The sequence below is a fragment of the Streptomyces sp. NPDC088732 genome (genome assembly GCF_044751205.1).
Lineage (GTDB): Bacteria > Actinomycetota > Actinomycetes > Streptomycetales > Streptomycetaceae > Actinacidiphila.
In genome coordinates, this window is sequence record NZ_JBIVLI010000037.1 from 32432 (window position 1) to 49350 (window position 16919).

The following is a 16919-nucleotide window of genomic DNA, read 5'->3' on the forward strand; positions in this document are numbered from 1 at the left end:
CCACCCCCCGGCTCCTGCGCGCCGGTGACGGGAACTTCGCAGGCTGTTTGTCCGCTGCCTAGAGTGGCAGGTCTACGCACGAAACAACGAGTACGCGACGGGAAGGACAGCTTGCCCATGGGTCACACGGCCACGCCGGAGGCAGAATCCGGCGGCCTCACCGCGACCGAGCACCGCCTGGCCAACGGCCTGCGTGTGGTGCTCTCCGAGGACCACCTCACCCCGGTCGCCGCGGTCTGCCTCTGGTACGACGTCGGTTCCCGTCACGAGGTGAAGGGCCGTACCGGACTCGCCCACCTCTTCGAGCACTTGATGTTCCAGGGATCGGCGAACGTCAAGGGCAACGGCCACTTCGAGCTGGTCCAGGCCGCCGGCGGCTCCCTCAACGGCACCACGAGCTTCGAGCGGACCAACTACTTCGAGACCATGCCGGCCCACCAGTTGGAACTGGCCCTGTGGCTCGAGGCCGACCGCATGGGCAGCCTGCTGTCCGCGCTGGACCAGGAGAGCCTGGACAACCAGCGCGACGTGGTGAAGAACGAGCGCCGTCAGCGCTACGACAACGTGCCCTACGGCACCGCGTTCGAGCGGCTGACCGGCATGGCGTACCCGGACGGGCACCCGTACCACCACACGCCGATCGGCTCGATGGCCGACCTGGACGCCGCCTCCCTGGAGGACGCGCGCGCCTTCTTCCGGACGTACTACGCCCCGAACAACGCCGTCCTCGCGGTGGTCGGCGACATCGACCCGGAGCAGACGCTGGCCTGGGTCGAGAAGTACTTCGGCACCATCGCGTCCCACGACGGCAAGCCGGCGCCGCGCGACGGTTCACTCCCTGGGGTGATCGGCGGGCAGCTCCGCGAGGTCGTCGAGGAGGACGTCCCCTCCCGTGCCCTCATGGCCGCGTACCGGCTGCCGAAGGACGGCACCCGCGAGGCCGACGCGGCCGACCTGGCGCTCACGATCCTGGGCGGCGGGGAGTCCTCCCGGCTGCACAACCGGCTGGTCCGCCGGGACCGCAGCGCGGTCGCGGCCGGCTTCGGCCTGCTGCGGCTGTCCGGTGCGCCGTCGCTCGGCTGGCTGGACGTCAAGACGTCCAGCGGTGTCGAGGTGCCGGCGATCGAGGCCGCCGTCGACGAGGAGCTGGCCCGCTTCGCCGAAGAGGGGCCGACGCCGGAGGAGATGGAAAGGGCCCAGGCCCAGCTGGAGCGCGAGTGGCTGGACCGGCTCGCCACGGTCGGCGGCCGCGCCGACGAACTGTGCCGCTACAGCGTGCTGTTCGGCGACCCGCAGCTGGCGCTGACCGCGGTCAAGCGGGTCCTGGAGGTCACCGCCGACGAGGTGCGTGCCATCGCCGCGGCGACGCTGCGGCCCGACAACCGCGCCGTGCTCGTGTACGAGCCCACCGGCTCCGCGGCGGCCCCCGGCGAGGACTCCGACGAGGACGAGGAGGGCGCGGACCAGTGACCGACGTCCAGAGCACCATGACGTTCCACCCGCAGCCCCGGCCGGGCGACCCCAAGCCCTGGGACTTCCCGGCCCCGGACCGCTCCCAGCTGCCCAACGGGCTGACCGTGCTGCGCAGCCACCGCCCCGGCCAGAAGGTCGTCGCCGTCGAGGTGCTGCTCGCGGCGCCGCTCGACGCCGAGCCCGAGGGCCTGGACGGCGTCGCCACGATCATGGCCCGCGCCCTGTCCGAGGGTACGGACAAGCTCACCGCCGAGGAGTTCGCGGCCGAGATGGAGCGCTGCGGCGCCACCCTCGACGCGCACGCCGACCACCCCGGCGTGCGGGTCTCGCTGGAGGTCCCCGCCTCGCGCCTGGACAAGGCCCTCGGCCTGATCGCCGACGCGCTGCGCGCCCCGGCGTTCCCGGAGAGCGAGATCGAGCGCCTGGTGGGCAACCGCCTCGACGAGATCCCCCACGAGCTCGCCAACCCCGCGCGGCGCGCCGCCATGGCGCTGTCCAAGGAGCTCTTCCCCGCCGAACTGCGGTGCTCCCGGCCGCGTCAGGGCTCGGAGGAGACCGTCTCGCGGATCGACGCGCCGGCCGTCCGCGCCTTCTACGACGCGCACGTACGGCCGTCCACCGCGACCGCGGTCGTGGTCGGCGACCTCACGGGCATCGACCTCGACGCGCTGCTCGGCAGCACCCTGGGGGAGTGGAGCGGCAAGCCCGCCGAGCGCCGCCCGCTGCCGTCGATCACCGCGGACGACACCGCCCGCGTGATCGTCGTCGACCGCCCCGGCTCCGTCCAGACCCAGGTGCTCATCGGGCGGACGGGCCCGGACCGCCACGACCCGGTCTGGCCGGCCCAGGTGCTCGGCACGTACTGCCTCGGCGGCACGCTGACCTCGCGCCTGGACCGCGTGCTGCGGGAGGAGAAGGGCTACACCTACGGCGTCCGCGCCTTCGGCCAGGTCCTGCTCTCCACGCCGGAGGGCACCGGCATCTCGCTGCTCGGCATCAGCGGCTCCGTGGCGACCGACGTCACCGCGCCGGCGCTGGCCGACACCTGGCAGGTGCTGCGCACCCTGGCGGCGGAGGGGCTCACCGACGACGAGCGGGACGTCGCCGTCCAGAACCTCGTGGGCGTCGCCCCGCTGCGCTACGAGACGGCCTCGGCCGTCGCCAGCACCTTCGCCGACCAGGTCGAGCAGTCACTGCCCGACGACTTCCAGGCGCGGCTGTACGAGCGCCTGGCGGCCACCGGCACGGTCGAGGCCACGGCGGCGGCCGTCGCCGCGTTCCCGCTGGACCGCCTCGTGGTCGTGCTGGTCGGTGACGCCTCGGTGATCGCCGACCCGGTCCGCGACCTCGGCATCGGCCCCGTGACGGTCGTCACGGGCGCCTGACGCCACCCCGCCCGCACCGCGGCCCCGGACGCCCCATCGGCGCCCGGGGCCGCGGTGCGTGTGGGCTCAGGGCTCCAGCCGCGCAGGGCGCCGCTGCACCCGGTGGGAACTGGGGTTTTGCCGTTCGGGGAACGGTTGGTGACGGTTGGGGGTCGGTGTGGCATCCCGCACAAAAGCCCGGATTTTTTTGGAACCGCCGCAGGGGCGCGGTTAGCGTCCTCGGGTTGTCCGGCGGAATCAGCCGCCTCCCGCGGCACCGGAGCAACGATCGCCGAGTCCCCGTCGGGCGTGAGCCTGGGGAGCCGGGGACCCACATGAGTCGTCCCCTGGGGTGAATCGGGCCTGCCCTCACCGGGGCTCCCGTAGGAGACCTTCCTGCTCCGAACCCGTCAGCTAACCCGGTAGGCGAGAAGGAAGGAAAGGATCCCCGCCTGCCCATGGCGTTCACCATACGCACCACCGTCGCTTGCGCCGCCGCGTTCACCGCCGTCACCGCCGGTACGCTCACCACCTCCGCGCAGGCCGCGGACACCGAGCGTTCCGCGTTCGCCAAGTGCGCCGCCGTCAGCGGCGACCTGGCGGACCACCTGGCCGAGCAGGCGGACGCGCAGCGCAAGGCGGCGGTCTCCGCGGCGAAGAAGGCCGCGAAGCAGCACGCGGCGCACGTCGCGCACGTGGCGAAGGTGCGGGCGGCCGAGAAGGCCGAGGCCGCCGCCAAGGCCACCGCGGTACGCGCCAAGGCGAGGGCCGCGGCCCGCGACGGCGCGGCGCACGCCTCGCGCTCCCGCGCCCGCACGTCCCTCACCTCCTGGATGCTGCCGGTCCACGGCGCCATCGGCACCCCGTACCACGCGACCAGCAGCCTGTGGTCGTCCGGCTACCACACCGGCGTGGACTTCCAGGCGGCCATCGGCACGCCCGTGCACGCCGCCGGTGCCGGCACGGTCGTCGAGGCCGGCTGGGGCGGTTCGTACGGCAACAACGTCGTGATCCGGCACGCGGACGGCATGTACACCCAGTACGGCCACCTGTCCTCGATCGCGGTCTCGGTCGGCCAGGCGGTGTCCGCCGGCACCCGGATCGGCCTGTCGGGCGCCACGGGCAACGTGACCGGCCCGCACCTGCACTTCGAGGCCCGGACCACCCCGGTGTACGGCTCCGATGTCGACCCGGTGGCGTACCTGCGCTCCCACGGCGTCCTCTTCTGAGCGCTTTCTGATCTCCCGGTCCACCGGTCCACCGTTCCACCGTTCCACCCCCCTCCCCCCACCCCGAAGGCCCCGGCTCCCCCACGCCGGGGCCTTCGGCGCGCGCGGACGTGTGTCCAAAAACGCTCCATGAATTCAGGGCTGCCGCCGGAATCGGCCACGTGCTGGAATAGGGTCGCCACGAAAGCGCCGGCACCTGCGTCACGCGGAATTGAGCCGCAGCCGTCGGCACGCAGGGAAAGGAAACCGGCGATGTGGGACCGGACGTGAACGGGACGGGCGGCGCGGGGCGCCGTATTTCCGCCCAGGCGGTGTGCGCGGCGATCCGTGACGACATCGTCGGCGGGCACTTCGCGCCGGGCAGCCGGCTGACCGAGGAGCAGCTCGCCAAGCGCTACGGGGTGTCGCGGGTGCCCGTCCGCGAGGCGCTGCGCACCCTGGAGTCCGAGGGCTTCGTCCGCACCCGCCGGCACGCCGGGGCCTCCGTGGCCGAGCCCACCGACCAGGAGGCGGCGGACCTCCTGGAGATCCGCGGCCTGCTGGAGCCGCTGGGTGCCGCACGCGCCGCCGAGCGGCGTACGGAGGCGCACGTCAAGGTGTTGCGCGGGCTGGTGCGGCTCGGTCAGGAGCGGTCCGTGCAGGGGCAGTTGTCCGACCTGCCGGCGCTCGACGGCTGGTTCCACGAGACGCTGGCGCAGGCTTCCGGCAGCCCCACCCTGGTGACGCTGCTGACGCAGTTGCGGCGCAAGATCGCCTGGGTGTACGCGGTGGACTCACCGGGCCGCGCGGCGGCGTCCTGGGAGGAGCACGCATCCGTCGTGGACGCCGTCGCCCGGGGTGACGCGGAGCGCGCCCGCGCGGCGATGGCCGGCCATGTGGAGCGCGCCGCGGCGGTGCACCGGTTGCGCCGCCCGGAGCGCGCGGGCCGTGGCGCGACCCTTCGGTGAGGAAACGGAAACATGCCGGACACACGCCGGGTCGTCGGTTTTAACAGCGCTGCCGTATACAACGGGGAGAATAGGGCCGAATTCTGACCTGTGCGCGGTCGCCGCGCGTTTCCGCGGTGCGTCGCGTCGAATTCTTCCGGTGGCCGGAAAAGCCGGTGCCGCGGAATCCGGCCGGATTCCGCGGCACCGGCCCCGGCATGCCGGGCGGCGGGTCAGACGGTCTCGGGAAGCTCTTCCAGGCCCTCGGACACCAGCTTCGCCAGGCTGTCGAGCGCGGCGTCGGCGCCCTCGGCGTCGGAGGCCAGGACGATCTCGTCGCCGCCCGCGGCACCCAGGCTGAGCACGGCGAGCATCGAGGCGGCGTTGACGGGGGCACCGTCGGCCTTGGCGATGGTGACGGGGACGCCGACGGCGGTCGCGGCGCGGACGAAGATCGCTGCGGGACGGGCGTGGAGTCCCTCGGCCCAGCCGACGGTGACGCGGCGCTCAGCCATGGTGTTGTCCTTCGGGTCGTTCCAAGGAGGTCTAGACCAGTCTGCCATGCCGGGCCCACCGGTCGGTCCTGCCCTTCCGTCCCTGACATCGTCGCACCGATCCCGCCCGTGCCGATGCCCGTACGCTGGCCCCATGACGACCCCGCCGTCCACGGAAGAGCGTGAGTACCCGGTCCACTGGGAGGCGGACGTCGTCCTGCGCGACGGCGGGATCGCCCATGTCCGGCCCATCAGGCCCGACGACGCGGGGCGGCTGGTCAGCTTCTACGAGCAGGTCTCGGACGAGTCCAAGTACTACCGCTTCTTCGCGCCCTACCCGCGGCTGTCCGACCGGGACGTGCACCGCTTCACGCACCACGACTACCGCGACCGGGTGGGGCTGGCGGCCCTGGTGGGCGGAGAGTTCATCGCCACCGTGCGCTACGACCGCACCGAGAGCGACGAGGCAGAGGTCGCCTTCCTCGTCCAGGACGCGCACCAGGGCCGCGGGGTCGCCTCCGCGCTGCTCGAGCACGTCGCGGCCGTGGCGCGTGAGCGCGACATCCGGCGCTTCATCGCCGAGGTGCTGCCCGCCAACCGCAAGATGATCAAGGTGTTCACGGACGCCGGCTACACCCAGCAGCGCAGCTTCACCGACGGCGTCGTCCGGCTCGAGTTCGACCTCGAACCCACCGAGCAGTCGGTGGCCGTGATGCGCGCCCGCGAGCAGCGGGCCGAGGCCCGGTCCGTGGCGCGGCTGCTCAGCCCGTCTTCGATCGCCGTGATCGGCACCGGACGGCGGCCCGGCGGCGTCGGCCGCAGCACGCTGCGGCACATCACCGAGGGCGGCTTCACCGGGCAGGTGCACGCGGTGAACCGTTCCTTCGATCCCGGCCTGCGGATCCTCGAACCCGAGGGCGTCCCGGCCCACCGCTCCGTCGCGGAGATCCCCGGACAGGTCGACCTCGCCGTGATCGCCGTCCCCGCGGAGAACGTCGCGGAGGTGGTCGCCGAGTGCGGCCGGCACGGCGTCCTCGGCCTGCTCGTCCTGTCCTCCGGCTACGCCGAGTCCGGCGCGGAGGGCGGCCGGAGGCAGCGCGCCCTGGTCCGCCAGGCCCGCTCGTACGGCATGCGCGTCATCGGGCCCAACGCCTTCGGCGTCCTCAACTCCGCCGCCGGCGTCCGGCTCAACGCCTCGCTGGCCCCCGAGACCCCGCGGGCCGGGCGGCTCGGGCTGTTCACCCAGTCCGGGGCCATCGGCATCGCCATGCTGTCCGGGCTGCACCGGCGCGGCGCCGGGCTGTCGTCCTTCGTCTCCGCGGGCAACCGCGCTGACGTCTCCGGCAACGACATCCTCCAGTACTGGCACGACGACCCGGCCACCGACGTCGCGCTGCTCTACCTGGAAACCCTCGGCAACCCGCGGAAGTTCTACCGCCTCGCCCGCCGCACCGCCGCCGTCAAGCCGGTCGTGGTCGTCAAGGGCGCCCGCCACTTCGCGGCCACGCCGCCCGGCCACACCGTGCCGGTCACCCGCATCCCCGACAGCACCGTCTCCGCGCTGCTGCGCCAGGCCGGTGTCATCCGCACCGACACCGTCACCGAGCTCCTGGACACCGGACTGCTGCTGTCCTGCCAGCCGCTGCCGGGCGGACCCCGCGTCGCCGTCCTCGGCAACTCCGAGTCGCTCGGCCTGCTCACCTACGACGCGTGCCTGACCGCCGGGCTGGAACCCGGCCGCCCCGCCGACCTCACGACCTCCGCGACGCCCGAGGACTTCGCCGCCGCGCTCACCGCCGCGCTGCGCGACCCCGCTCACGACGCCGTCGTCGTCACGGCCATCCCGCGCGTCGGCGACGAACTGCAGGGCCACCCCGAGACCGGTGACGACCCCGAGCTCGCCGCCGCCCTGGAGCGCGCCGTCGCCGAGGCGGGCGGCACCAAGCCCGTGGTGGTCGTGCACACCGCGCTGGAGGCCATGGGCACCCGCCTCGCCGTCCCCGGGATCCCCGCCTACGCCGCCGCCGAACGCGCCGTGAAGGCCCTCGCCCAGGCGGCCGGCCACGCCCAGTGGCGCCGGGACGCCGGGACGCCCGGCCGGGTGCCCGAGTTCGACGACGTCGATGAGGCAGGGGCCCGCCGCGACGTGGCCCGGCTGCTGGAGGGCACCGGGGAACGGGCCGTCGACGGCGCCCCCGGCGTCACCCTGGACGAGCCCGCCACCGCCGCGCTCCTGGCCCGCTACGGCATCGCCGTGCGCGCCGCGCTGCCCGCGCCCGACGTGGCCGCCGCCCTGGCGGCCGCCCGCCGCCTCGGCTACCCCGTGGCGCTGAAGACCACCGCCCCGCACCTGCGCCACCGCGCCGACCTCGGCGCCGTACGGCTGGACCTCGCCGACCCCGACGACCTGCGCCGGGCCTACGAGGAGCTGACCGCGCGCCTCGGCAAGCCCGGGGAGCTGCACCTGGTCGTGCAGGCCATGGCGCCGCGCGGGGTGGACACCGTGGTGCGCGCCACCGTCGACCCCGGCGCGGGCGCCGTGCTGTCGTTCGGCCTCGCCGGCGCGGCCTCGGAACTGCTCGGCGACACCGCGCACCGCCTCGTCCCGGCGACCGACCGGGACGCCGCCCAGCTGGTGCGCTCCATCAAGGCCGCCCCGCTCCTCTTCGGCTGGCACGGCGCCGAGCCGGTGGACACCCCGGCCCTGGAGGAGCTGCTGCTGCGGGTCTCGCTCCTGGTCGACGACCTGCCCGAGGTGGTGTCCGTCGACCTCGAACCGGTCGTCGTGGCCGCGGAGGGGCTGACGGTCCTCGGCGCGTCCGTCCGCCTCGCGCGCCCCCCTGCTCGAACGGACCTCGGACCGCGCGCACTGTCGTCCTTCTGAACACATGCGCCGCACTAGGATGGTGCGCATGGCGAAGAGCGGTACGACCACCCAGGGGCTGCGCGCGGCGATCGAGCGCAGCGGCTACTACCCGACCCTTGTGGCCGAGGCCGTGGAGGCCTCCGTCGGCGGGGAGCCGGTCCACTCGTACCTGGTGCACCAGGAGACCACCTTCGACGCCAACGAGGTCCGCCGGCACGTCACCGTGCTCGTCCTGACCAGCACGCGCTTCATCGTCAGCCACACCGACGAGCAGGGCGCCGACGACACGTCCCCGACGCCGTACGCCACCACCTCCACCGAGTCGGTCAAGCTGGAGCGCATCTCCTCGGTCGTGCTCAGCCGGGTGGTCGCCAACCCCGAGTCCTACACCGTCGGCACCCTGCCCCGCGAGGTCGTGCTCACCATCGGCTGGGGCGCGGTCAGCCGCATCGACCTGGAGCCCGCCGCCTGCGGCGACCCCAACTGCGAGGCCGACCACGGCTACACGGGCTCCTCCACGGCCGACGACCTGAGCCTGCGGGTCAGCGAGGCCGGCGACGGTCCCGAGACCGTCCGCCAGACCCTCGCCTTCGCGCAGGCACTCTCCGAGGCGACAGCGAGCACGGCCGCCTGATGGCCCATCCCGTCCCCCCGTACGAGTCCGCGCCACTGGACCCCGCCGACGCGCCCGCCCCGCGCTACGGCACCGCCTCGCTGAGCGACGTGCTGCCCGCGGTGGCCGCGGGCCTCGGCGTGACCACGGCCCCGCCGACCGCGCTGCGGCTGGCTCCGGCCGACCGCGTCTGCGTCTTCCTCGTGGACGGCATGGGCTGGGAGCTGATCCGGCGCCACCCGGACGAGGCCCCCTTCCTCACCTCGCTGCTGGGCACCTCGACCGGCGGTACCGGGCAGCCGCTCACCGCGGGCTTCCCCTCGACGACCGCGACCTCGCTCGCGTCGGTCGGCACGGGCCTGCCGCCCGGCGCCCACGGGCTGGCCGGGTACACCGTCCTCAACCCGGACAGCGGCGAGCTGATGAACCAGCTGCGCTGGCAGCCCTGGACGTCGCCGCAGGAGTGGCAGCCGCACCCCACCGTCTTCCAGCTCGTCCAGGACGCCGGTGTGGAGACCTGCCAGGTCACCTCGCCGACGTTCCAGCACACCCCGCTGACGAAGATCGCCCTGAGCGGCGGCACCTTCCACGGGCGGCTCACCGGGGACGACCGCATGGACTTCACCGCCGAGCGGCTCGCCGCGTCCGACCGGGCGCTGGTCTACACGTACTACAGCGAGCTGGACTCGATGGGCCACCGGCACGGCGTCGACTCCGACGCCTGGCGCGGCCAGCTCATGACGGCCGACCGCCTGGTCCAGCGGCTCGCGGAGCAGCTGCCGCCGCGCAGCGCGCTCTACGTCACCGCCGACCACGGCATGATCGACATTCCCTTCGACCCGGAGTCGCGGATCGACTTCGACGAGGACTGGGAGCTGGGCGCCGGCGTCGCCGTCCTCGGCGGCGAGGCCCGGGCCCGGCACGTCTACGCCGTCCCCGGTGCCGTCGCCGACGTGCACGCCGTGTGGAGCGAGGTCCTCGGCGAGCAGATGTGGGTCGCCACCCGCGACGAGGCCGTCGCGGCGGGCTGGTTCGGCCCGCACGTGGAGGACCGGGTGCGCGGCCGTATCGGCGATGTCGTCGCCGTCGCCCGGGACGACATCGCCGTCGTCGCCACGCGCCGGGAGCCGGGGGAGTCCTCGATGGTGGGCCTGCACGGTTCGATGACCCCCGTCGAGCAACTGGTCCCCCTGCTCGAAGTACGCTCCTGAGTCCCTTGTTCGCCCCCCACCCCGAAAGGCCGTCGCCCCCTCATGCCTGAGCTTGTGTTCTTCTCCGGAACGATGGACTGCGGAAAGAGCACACTGGCGCTTCAGATCGGGCACAACCGTTCGGCGCGGGGGCTGCAGGGTGTGATCTTCACCCGGGACGACCGGGCGGGGGAGGGGAAGCTGTCGTCGCGGCTGGGCCTGGTCACGGAGGCGGTGGAGGCCGCCGAGGGGATGGACCTGTACGGGTACGTCGTGGACCTGCTGTCCAGGGGCGGCAAGGCGGACTACGTGATCGTGGACGAGGCGCAGTTCCTGGCTCCGGAGCAGATCGACCAGCTCGCCCGGATCGTGGACGACCTGGACAAGGACGTCTTTGCCTTCGGCATCACCACCGACTTCCGCACCCGGCTGTTCCCCGGTTCGCAGCGCCTGGTCGAACTGGCGGACCGGCTGGAGCAGCTGCAGGTGGAGGCCCTGTGCTGGTGCGGGGCGCGGGCCACGCACAACGCCCGTACGGTGGGCGGCGAGATGGTCGTCGCGGGTGCCCAGGTGGTGGTGGGCGACGTGCACGGTCCGGGGGACGAGATCGGCTACGAGGTGCTGTGCCGCCGGCACCACCGCCGCCGGGTGACCGCCGCCTCGGCCCGTGCCTCCGCCCTCTCGCCGGACGTCCTGCCGGTCGCCTCCGACTGAGTTCCGCCGGACGGCCCGGGGGCCGCGCGCGTTCATCGTCCGCCGTGCGCACAGAGATTGACAACGATTCAGGCGGGGTTCAATCGCGCCGGAGCCCGAACACACCTGCGGCCACTAGGTTCTTGACGGTGATGCACTGCGCGCACCGCGTCCCCGTCGGCCGAGAGGGAGGCCCCCATGGCAGAGATCCAGATTCCGGGTGACGAGCTGGAGGATCTGAGCGGGCTCCTGGGCCGCGTGATGGAACTCATCGACACCAAGCCCACGGGCTTCGACGAGACGGCCGTGGGCGCGCCGCTGGCGCACTCCGGCGGCAACTTCGAGAGCGCGTGGAGCGACGGGCGGACCCAGCTCAAGCGCCAGGGGAACCAGCTCAAGGACGCCTGCGACCAGATCGTCAAGGCGTTCACCGACTACGACAACCAGAGCGCGGACTCCCTGACCGCGAAGTAGCCGACCCCACCACCGGTCCACACGGGAATGACAGAGGAGCGCGCGGCGATGGCCCTTGAGGGAACCCTGGCCTTCGGCCTTCGGATACCGGACGGCTGGGTGGAGTACGACCTGTCCGGCGAGGCACTGGCCGGCATCCGCGCCGCGCTGCTGAGGCAGACGCCGGACAAGGCGGAGCGGGACCGGCTCAACGAGACCTTCCGCAATGTGCGGCGGATCGCGCAGGGCGCGCGGCGGCGCGGGGCGGTGTACGCGGCCGGCACGTTCACGATGTACGAGGACGGCCTGCTGATGGCGAATGTGATGATCTTCAAGGTCACGCCGCCGCCGGGACAGAGCTTCTCGCTGCAGGACCTGAGCAAGGAGTTCTCGGCCGCCGGCGGCCGTCAGGGCGAGGGCACGACCCGGACGTTCGGCACCGTGGAGCTGCCGGGGATCGGCCCGGTGGGCCGGGTGAAGGGGATCGAGGAGGCCGAGGTCGCGCACGGGATCAGGACCCGCCTGCTGATCATGCACACGGTGGTGCCGTTCCCGGACGAGAGCGGGCAGGTGCTGGTCATCACCTGCTCCAGCCCGAACCTGCCGCTGGCCGAGCCGCTGTACGACGTGTTCGACGCGATCACCTCGACGTTCAGCTTCGGCGTGATCACCCCGTCCTGAGTGGCGCAGGCGCGACGGGCCCGGACCCCCTGGGGAGGTCCGGGCCCGTCGCTTTGTTTCAGCGCGCGCCGCCCGGCTCGGGGACGCGCACGGTCACGTACTTGCCGTCCCCGAGGTGCAGATGCGCCTTGCCGGGTTCGGGATCGGCCCCCAGCAGGCCGTGCGGCAGCCGGGCACCGACGGGTTCGCCGTCACTGAGGTTGCGCGGGGCCAGGATCGCCCCGCAGCGGTTGCGGCGGAGCGCGACCTGCCAGCCGGTCATGCTGCTGAGGAACGCCTCGTTGTTGCCGGCCGCGATCAGGCCCCAGCCGTCGCCCGCCGCGCCGCGGGCGAAGGTGGTGAGGTCGGAGTCGATCTCGGAGTGGGCCAGCATGTCGGCGTCGTCCAGCAGGATGGCGCCGGTCGGGCTGTCGACACCGTGCAGGGCCCTGCGGAAGTCGGCCAGGGCCACGTCCGGGTCGGTGAGGACGTCCACGACCCCCGGCCGGCCGGCCAGCGAGCGCAGCGGTGAGGGCCGGGGCGCGACGACGACCAGCTTGTTGCCGCGCGCGAGCAGCGACCGGGCCATGGTGAGCAGGACCGTGCTGCGCCCCGAGCGGGGCGGGCCGGCGATGACGAAGGTGGGGACGGCGGCCAGGTCCGTGCCCACGGCGGCCAGTTCGTCGCCGCCCACACCGACCATCGCCCACAGCGGGGAGGCGCCCTCGGGGACGCGGGCCAGGGCGTCCTCGAAGGAGAACCGGTCGGGGAGCACGTCCACCCGGAACGGGCGGAGCTGGGCCGGAACGGCCCGGTCCCGCTCGGTGGTCAGTTTGGCGATCCGGTCCAGGGCGGCCGCCTGCGCCGCGCCACTGGGGTCGGCGTCGACGAGGGCGATCTGGACGCTGCAGGTGTCCTTGAGCCGGATCGCGCGGCCGGCGGGCAGCTCGGCGGGTATCTCCCGGTAGGGCACGCCGACGGCGGAGTAGTCGTTGCGGTCGTTGAGCCGCAGCACGAGCTTGTCCTCGGTGGTGGAGACGAACCGGGACGAGGTCAGGATCCGGTCGCCGGTCAGGACGAGATGGATGCCGACGGCGGCGCCCTCGCGCAGCAGCAGGAGCATCTTCTCCATGACGCTGCCCTGGTCGTAGGTGCCGAAGTCGCGCTCGAACGCCTCGAAGCGGTCCACCATGACCAGCAGGTGGGGCGGGCGCTTGAGGGGGGCGCGGCGGCGGCGCAGCTCGGTGAGGTCGGCGAGGCCGCCGCGGCCGAGCTGGGCCCGGCGGCTGTTCAGTTCGGCGACCAGCCGGTTGAGCAGCCGGACGACGCGCTCGACCTGACCGCGGTCGACGACGGCGCCGCAGTGCGGCAGCCCGGCCAGCGCCTGGAGGGCTCCGTTGCCGCAGTCCAGGCCGTAGAGGTGGACGTCGGCGGTGCTGTGGTCGCGGGCCACGGCGGCGGCCAGGGTGCGCAGCGCCTGGGAGCGGCCGCTGCGCGGGGCGCCGATGAGGTGCAGGTGGCCCATCTGGTCGAAGTCGAAGGCGAGATCGGTCCTGGCCTGTTCCGCGGGCACGTCGACCTGGCCGAACACGACCGGGGTGAGGCGGCCTTCGGCGTCGTAGGACGGGCCGCTGCCCTCGGGCAGCGCGTACGCGTCCGGCAGGGGCGGCAGCCACGGGCGGCGGGGTTCGGGGATGCCCAGCAGTTCGGTGGCGGCGCCGATGCCCTGGACCAGGACGGCGAGGTCGGTGACGGTCTGGACGGCGCGCTGCTCGCCGTCCCCGCGGCGGGTGGGCGGCGGGTCGCCGAGCTCCTCCCAGTGCAGTTCGGTGACGAGGGGAGCCGGGTGGCCGCCCTCGGCGGCGGCGGTGAGGTCGGGGCGGCGGCCGCCGATCCGGCCCGTCTGGAACGGCAGCAGGACGGCGTGGCCGAGCCGGGCGTAGGCGCGGCCCGGGGTGCGGGGCGAGAGCTGCCCGGCGTCGGGGGCGTCGATGATGTCGCGGCTCTCCGCCGGGTCGGTGGTGCGCAGCGCGATCCGCAGGTTGGTGTTGGCGCGGATGTCGGCGGTGACGGCGCCGGAGGGGCGCTGGGTGGCGAGGATCAGGTGGATGCCGAGCGACCGGCCGCGCTGGGCGATGTTGACCAGTCCGGAGACGAAGTCGGGCAGTTCGCGCACCATGGAGGCGAACTCGTCGATGACCAGGACGAGCCGCGGCATCGGGCCGAGTTCGCCGCGGCGGGCGCGCTTGTCCGTGTATTCGTCGATGTCCTTGGCGCCGGCGTCGGCCAGGATGTGCTCGCGGCGGCGCAGTTCGGCGCCGAGGGAGGTCAGGGCGCGCTCGACGAGATGGGTGTCGAGGTCGGTGACCATGCCCACGGTGTGCGGGAGTTGTTCGCACTCGGCGAAGGCGCTGCCGCCCTTGTAGTCGACGAGGACGAAGTTCAGCTCGTCCGGCCGGTTGGCGACGGCCAGCGAGGCCACGAGCGACTGCAGCAGCTCGGACTTGCCGGAGCCGGTGGTGCCGGCGATCAGGCCGTGCGGCCCGTCCGCCTTGAGGTCGACGGCGAACGGCCCGTCGACGCCCTCCCCGAGGACGGCCCGGGTGCTGCGCGCGGACACCGCCCATCCGGCGGCGACGGCCTCGGCGGTGGGCGGTTCCAGGCCGAGGACGTCCAGCAGCCGCGCCGACGTGGGCAGCAGGCCCTCCTCGCCGTCGTCGCCGACGTCCCGCACGGGAGCCAGCGCGCGGGCCACGCCGGTGAACCAGACGGGCTCCGGCGCGTCCATGAGGACGCCGGTCACCGGTTCCACGCCGGCCTGGCGGATCCACAGACCGCCGACCCCGGCGACCGCGACGGCCTGGCACTCCTCGGGCAGCAACCGTTCCTCGTCGTCCAGGCAGAGCGCGTACACGCCGACCTCGGGGCCGTCGCGGAGGATCTGGATGACACCGGGCAGGGCGCGCAGCCGGCGGGCGCCGTCCAGGACCACGAGCACATCGGGCTCCCCGGCGGCGCCACCGCGCGGGGCGCTGCGGCCCGCGGCCTTGCGGGCGGCGATCAGCGCGCTGAGCTCGGCGACGCGGCGGCCCAGGGACTCGGCGCCGGAGCCGACGAGGCTCACGGTGTCCTCGCCCTGCGGGGCGCAGTGCGGCAGCCAGTGGACCCAGGACCAGCGGTCCGCGCCCGACGAGCCGGACAGCACGTGGATCCGCAGGTCGGAGGGGCTGTGCAGGACGGCGGCCTGGGCGACGAGCCAGCGTGCCAGGGACGCCATGATGTCGGCGCCGCTGCCGTCGGCGGGGGCGCCGCCGACCCGCAGCGCCGCGTCGGAGGCGCGTACGTCGGCGGCCAGGCCCACGACGCCCGCCTCGCGGAACGGGACCGCGACGGGCACGGCGTGCGTGGTGCGGGTGACCCGGCGGCGGTGCTCGGCCTCGGCGGGGTCGTCCAGTTCGACCCAGGCGGGACGGTCGGCCACCCCGAGGCGGAGCAGCAGGAAGTCGTCGTCCCGCCACCGGCGTTCCCACAGCCGGCGGCGGGGGCCCGCGGCGATCAGCAGGGCGGTGGCCGGGTCGGGGCAGGCCGCGCGGCGGGCGGCCTGTTCGGCGAGCACCGCCTCCTCGACCTCCTGGTCGAGCTCGGCCTTGGTCTCCTTGTACACGGCGAGTTGCTCCGCGTACGTCTCCTTGCCGCGCCGTTTGGCGGTGAGCTGGCTGACCAGGGCCATGACCGGCGAGAGGAGGCCGAACAGGAGCATGCGGGAGTTGCCGGTCAGCGCCGTCATGGCACCGGACATGACGAGCGGTGCGAAGATCATCGGCAGCTGGAGTCTGCCGCGGGCCTGCTTGCCGGGCGGTCGCGGCAGCGTGAAACGGTTCTTCGGGGCGGGCGGGAGCAGCCGGGGTGGCCGGTTGTAGTCGAGCCCGGTCCCGTCGGCCGAGGGGACCACGGCGGCGTCGGGCGCGGAGGGTACGGCCCGTTCCAGCAGGACGGGCCCGCAGGTGAGCACGCCGCCGACGGGCCAGTCCTGCCAGTCGTCGCCGGTCAGCTCGGTGCCGTCCAGCCGCAGGCTCTGGCCGTGCGCGGCGCGTACCGAGACGCCGCCGTTCACGGCGACGACGAGATGGGCGGCGACGGCGGGGAGGTCGCCCGCGGGCGGGCGGACGCGGGCCGTCGCGGCGGAGCCGATGTCGAAGTTGCCCGGCGGCAGCCGGAACACCGATCCGGCACCGGTGCCGCCGATGGCGCGCAGCTCGGCCACGCCCTCGGGCTCCCGGCCGGCCGGCGGCACGTCGAGCGGCGTCCCGAGCGAGAGCAGGCCGCCCGCGCGCAGTCCGGCGGCGGCCACGGCCTGCTCCTCGGGAAGCCGCTCGGCGCCCGCGTACAGGGCGGGCGGGTCGTCGTCGGGAGCCGTACCGCGCACGGACCGGGCGATTTCTCCGGCGAGTTCGCCGACCGGGACACCGGGCTCGGTGTCGATCACGATGTCGGCCGCCCGGCCCGACCGGGGATCCGGGTCGACGACGGTGACGGTCAGGCGCATGGGGCTGATCCTCGGTTCCTTCCGAAGCGAACGGACGGAGCGGCACGGGCCGGACCGCAGGCATGTCCGGCCCGTCCGCCCCTTCGGGATGTCAGTGGGGGAGGCTGTTGCCGAGCTGGTTGTCGGTCTCGGTGAAGCCCTCGCCGACGCTCTTGACGTACTGGGAGATGCCGGGGAGGCCCTCGATGACGTCGTTGTAGCCCTTGTGGAAGGACTCGAAGAAGGGGCGGAACTTCGTCTCGGCGGCGGGGGTGCGATAGCCGTCGGCGAGGAGGTTGTCGATATCGGTCTTGATCTTGCGGAGCTGGGCGATGGCCTGGTCGTACTCGTTGGTGACCGTCGCCGACGTGGAGTCGGTGATCTCGGTCTTGACGTCGAACTGGGGCATGGGGGCTGGTCCTCTCCTGTGGTG

General features: G+C 73.7%; 13 protein-coding genes and 1 riboswitch. Of the genes, 10 read left to right on the forward strand and 3 right to left on the reverse strand.

From position 1 onward, the window contains the following. The first annotated feature begins 117 nt into the window (after positions 1 to 117). From ACIP9H_RS39515 to ACIP9H_RS39530, 4 genes are all read left to right on the forward strand, one after another. Positions 118 to 1470, forward strand: coding sequence for a M16 family metallopeptidase (locus tag ACIP9H_RS39515; RefSeq protein WP_401594592.1), 1353 nt, complete (start codon positions 118 to 120; stop codon positions 1468 to 1470). Positions 1471 to 1487: 17 nt separating this feature from the next. Further along, entirely contained in the window at positions 1488 to 2858 is a 1371-nt protein-coding gene (locus ACIP9H_RS39520) for a M16 family metallopeptidase (protein WP_401963800.1), read from the forward strand. A 259-nt stretch (positions 2859 to 3117) separates the two neighbouring features. Continuing rightward, a riboswitch (cyclic di-AMP (ydaO/yuaA leader) is annotated at positions 3118 to 3281 on the forward strand. A gap of 14 nt (positions 3282 to 3295) precedes the next feature. Further along, positions 3296 to 4066, forward strand: a complete 771-nt coding sequence (locus tag ACIP9H_RS39525; protein ID WP_401594590.1) for a M23 family metallopeptidase — start codon at positions 3296 to 3298, stop codon at positions 4064 to 4066. 254 nt (positions 4067 to 4320) lie between these two features. Beyond that, entirely contained in the window at positions 4321 to 5013 is a 693-nt protein-coding gene (locus ACIP9H_RS39530) for a GntR family transcriptional regulator (RefSeq protein ID WP_401594587.1), read from the forward strand. Between the two features lie 212 nt (positions 5014 to 5225). Here the strand turns inward: ACIP9H_RS39530 and ACIP9H_RS39535 are convergent, their stop codons facing one another. Then, complete coding sequence (locus ACIP9H_RS39535; protein ID WP_360905847.1) at positions 5226 to 5507, reverse strand: HPr family phosphocarrier protein; 282 nt, start codon at positions 5505 to 5507, stop codon at positions 5226 to 5228. A 133-nt stretch (positions 5508 to 5640) separates the two neighbouring features. Here ACIP9H_RS39535 and ACIP9H_RS39540 point away from each other — a divergent pair, with 133 nt between their 5' ends. The 6 genes from ACIP9H_RS39540 to ACIP9H_RS39565 all read left to right on the forward strand — a co-directional run bounded on the left by ACIP9H_RS39540 (position 5641) and on the right by ACIP9H_RS39565 (position 11982). Continuing rightward, positions 5641 to 8370 carry a GNAT family N-acetyltransferase gene (locus ACIP9H_RS39540; protein ID WP_401594583.1) on the forward strand — a complete coding sequence of 910 codons (2730 nt, stop codon included), beginning with the start codon at positions 5641 to 5643 and terminating at the stop codon, positions 8368 to 8370. Between the two features lie 28 nt (positions 8371 to 8398). Next, positions 8399 to 8986: a DUF5998 family protein gene (locus tag ACIP9H_RS39545; protein WP_401594580.1), complete on the forward strand. Its 588-nt coding sequence runs from the start codon at positions 8399 to 8401 to the stop codon at positions 8984 to 8986. Beyond that, complete coding sequence (locus ACIP9H_RS39550; protein WP_401594578.1) at positions 8986 to 10176, forward strand: alkaline phosphatase family protein; 1191 nt, start codon at positions 8986 to 8988, stop codon at positions 10174 to 10176. The genes ACIP9H_RS39545 and ACIP9H_RS39550 overlap by 1 nt, the downstream gene beginning before the upstream one ends. A 42-nt stretch (positions 10177 to 10218) precedes the next feature. Then, positions 10219 to 10869 carry a thymidine kinase gene (locus ACIP9H_RS39555; protein WP_360905843.1) on the forward strand — a complete coding sequence of 217 codons (651 nt, stop codon included), beginning with the start codon at positions 10219 to 10221 and terminating at the stop codon, positions 10867 to 10869. A gap of 177 nt (positions 10870 to 11046) precedes the next feature. Further along, the gene (locus ACIP9H_RS39560; RefSeq protein ID WP_401594575.1) at positions 11047 to 11322 is read left to right on the forward strand and encodes a hypothetical protein; all 276 of its coding nucleotides are present in this window, start codon (positions 11047 to 11049) and stop codon (positions 11320 to 11322) included. Positions 11323 to 11370: 48 nt separating this feature from the next. Then, entirely contained in the window at positions 11371 to 11982 is a 612-nt protein-coding gene (locus ACIP9H_RS39565; protein ID WP_401594572.1) for a hypothetical protein, read from the forward strand. A gap of 58 nt (positions 11983 to 12040) precedes the next feature. Here the strand turns inward: ACIP9H_RS39565 and ACIP9H_RS39570 are convergent, their stop codons facing one another. Next, complete coding sequence (locus ACIP9H_RS39570; RefSeq protein WP_401963783.1) at positions 12041 to 16507, reverse strand: FtsK/SpoIIIE domain-containing protein; 4467 nt, start codon at positions 16505 to 16507, stop codon at positions 12041 to 12043. Between the two features lie 91 nt (positions 16508 to 16598). Then, positions 16599 to 16895 (reverse strand): WXG100 family type VII secretion target, encoded by a 297-nt coding sequence (locus ACIP9H_RS39575; protein ID WP_360905839.1) that lies wholly within the window; start codon positions 16893 to 16895, stop codon positions 16599 to 16601. Positions 16896 to 16919: the final 24 nt, after the last annotated feature.

What these genes read in the sequence shown, in the direction of transcription:
- ACIP9H_RS39560 (WP_401594575.1), top strand. Translation starts at nt 11,047, where the DNA reads ATGGCAGAGATCCAGATTCCGGGTGACGAGCTGGAGGATCTGAGCGGG.
- ACIP9H_RS39540 (WP_401594583.1), top strand. Translation starts at nt 5,641, where the DNA reads ATGACGACCCCGCCGTCCACGGAAGAGCGTGAGTACCCGGTCCACTGG.
- ACIP9H_RS39575 (WP_360905839.1), bottom strand. Translation starts at nt 16,895, where the DNA reads ATGCCCCAGTTCGACGTCAAGACCGAGATCACCGACTCCACGTCGGCG.
- ACIP9H_RS39525 (WP_401594590.1), top strand. Translation starts at nt 3,296, where the DNA reads ATGGCGTTCACCATACGCACCACCGTCGCTTGCGCCGCCGCGTTCACC.
- ACIP9H_RS39565 (WP_401594572.1), top strand. Translation starts at nt 11,371, where the DNA reads ATGGCCCTTGAGGGAACCCTGGCCTTCGGCCTTCGGATACCGGACGGC.
- ACIP9H_RS39515 (WP_401594592.1), top strand. Translation starts at nt 118, where the DNA reads ATGGGTCACACGGCCACGCCGGAGGCAGAATCCGGCGGCCTCACCGCG.
- ACIP9H_RS39535 (WP_360905847.1), bottom strand. Translation starts at nt 5,507, where the DNA reads ATGGCTGAGCGCCGCGTCACCGTCGGCTGGGCCGAGGGACTCCACGCC.
- ACIP9H_RS39555 (WP_360905843.1), top strand. Translation starts at nt 10,219, where the DNA reads ATGCCTGAGCTTGTGTTCTTCTCCGGAACGATGGACTGCGGAAAGAGC.
- ACIP9H_RS39570 (WP_401963783.1), bottom strand. Translation starts at nt 16,507, where the DNA reads ATGCGCCTGACCGTCACCGTCGTCGACCCGGATCCCCGGTCGGGCCGG.
- ACIP9H_RS39545 (WP_401594580.1), top strand. Translation starts at nt 8,399, where the DNA reads ATGGCGAAGAGCGGTACGACCACCCAGGGGCTGCGCGCGGCGATCGAG.
- ACIP9H_RS39550 (WP_401594578.1), top strand. Translation starts at nt 8,986, where the DNA reads ATGGCCCATCCCGTCCCCCCGTACGAGTCCGCGCCACTGGACCCCGCC.
- ACIP9H_RS39520 (WP_401963800.1), top strand. Translation starts at nt 1,488, where the DNA reads ATGACGTTCCACCCGCAGCCCCGGCCGGGCGACCCCAAGCCCTGGGAC.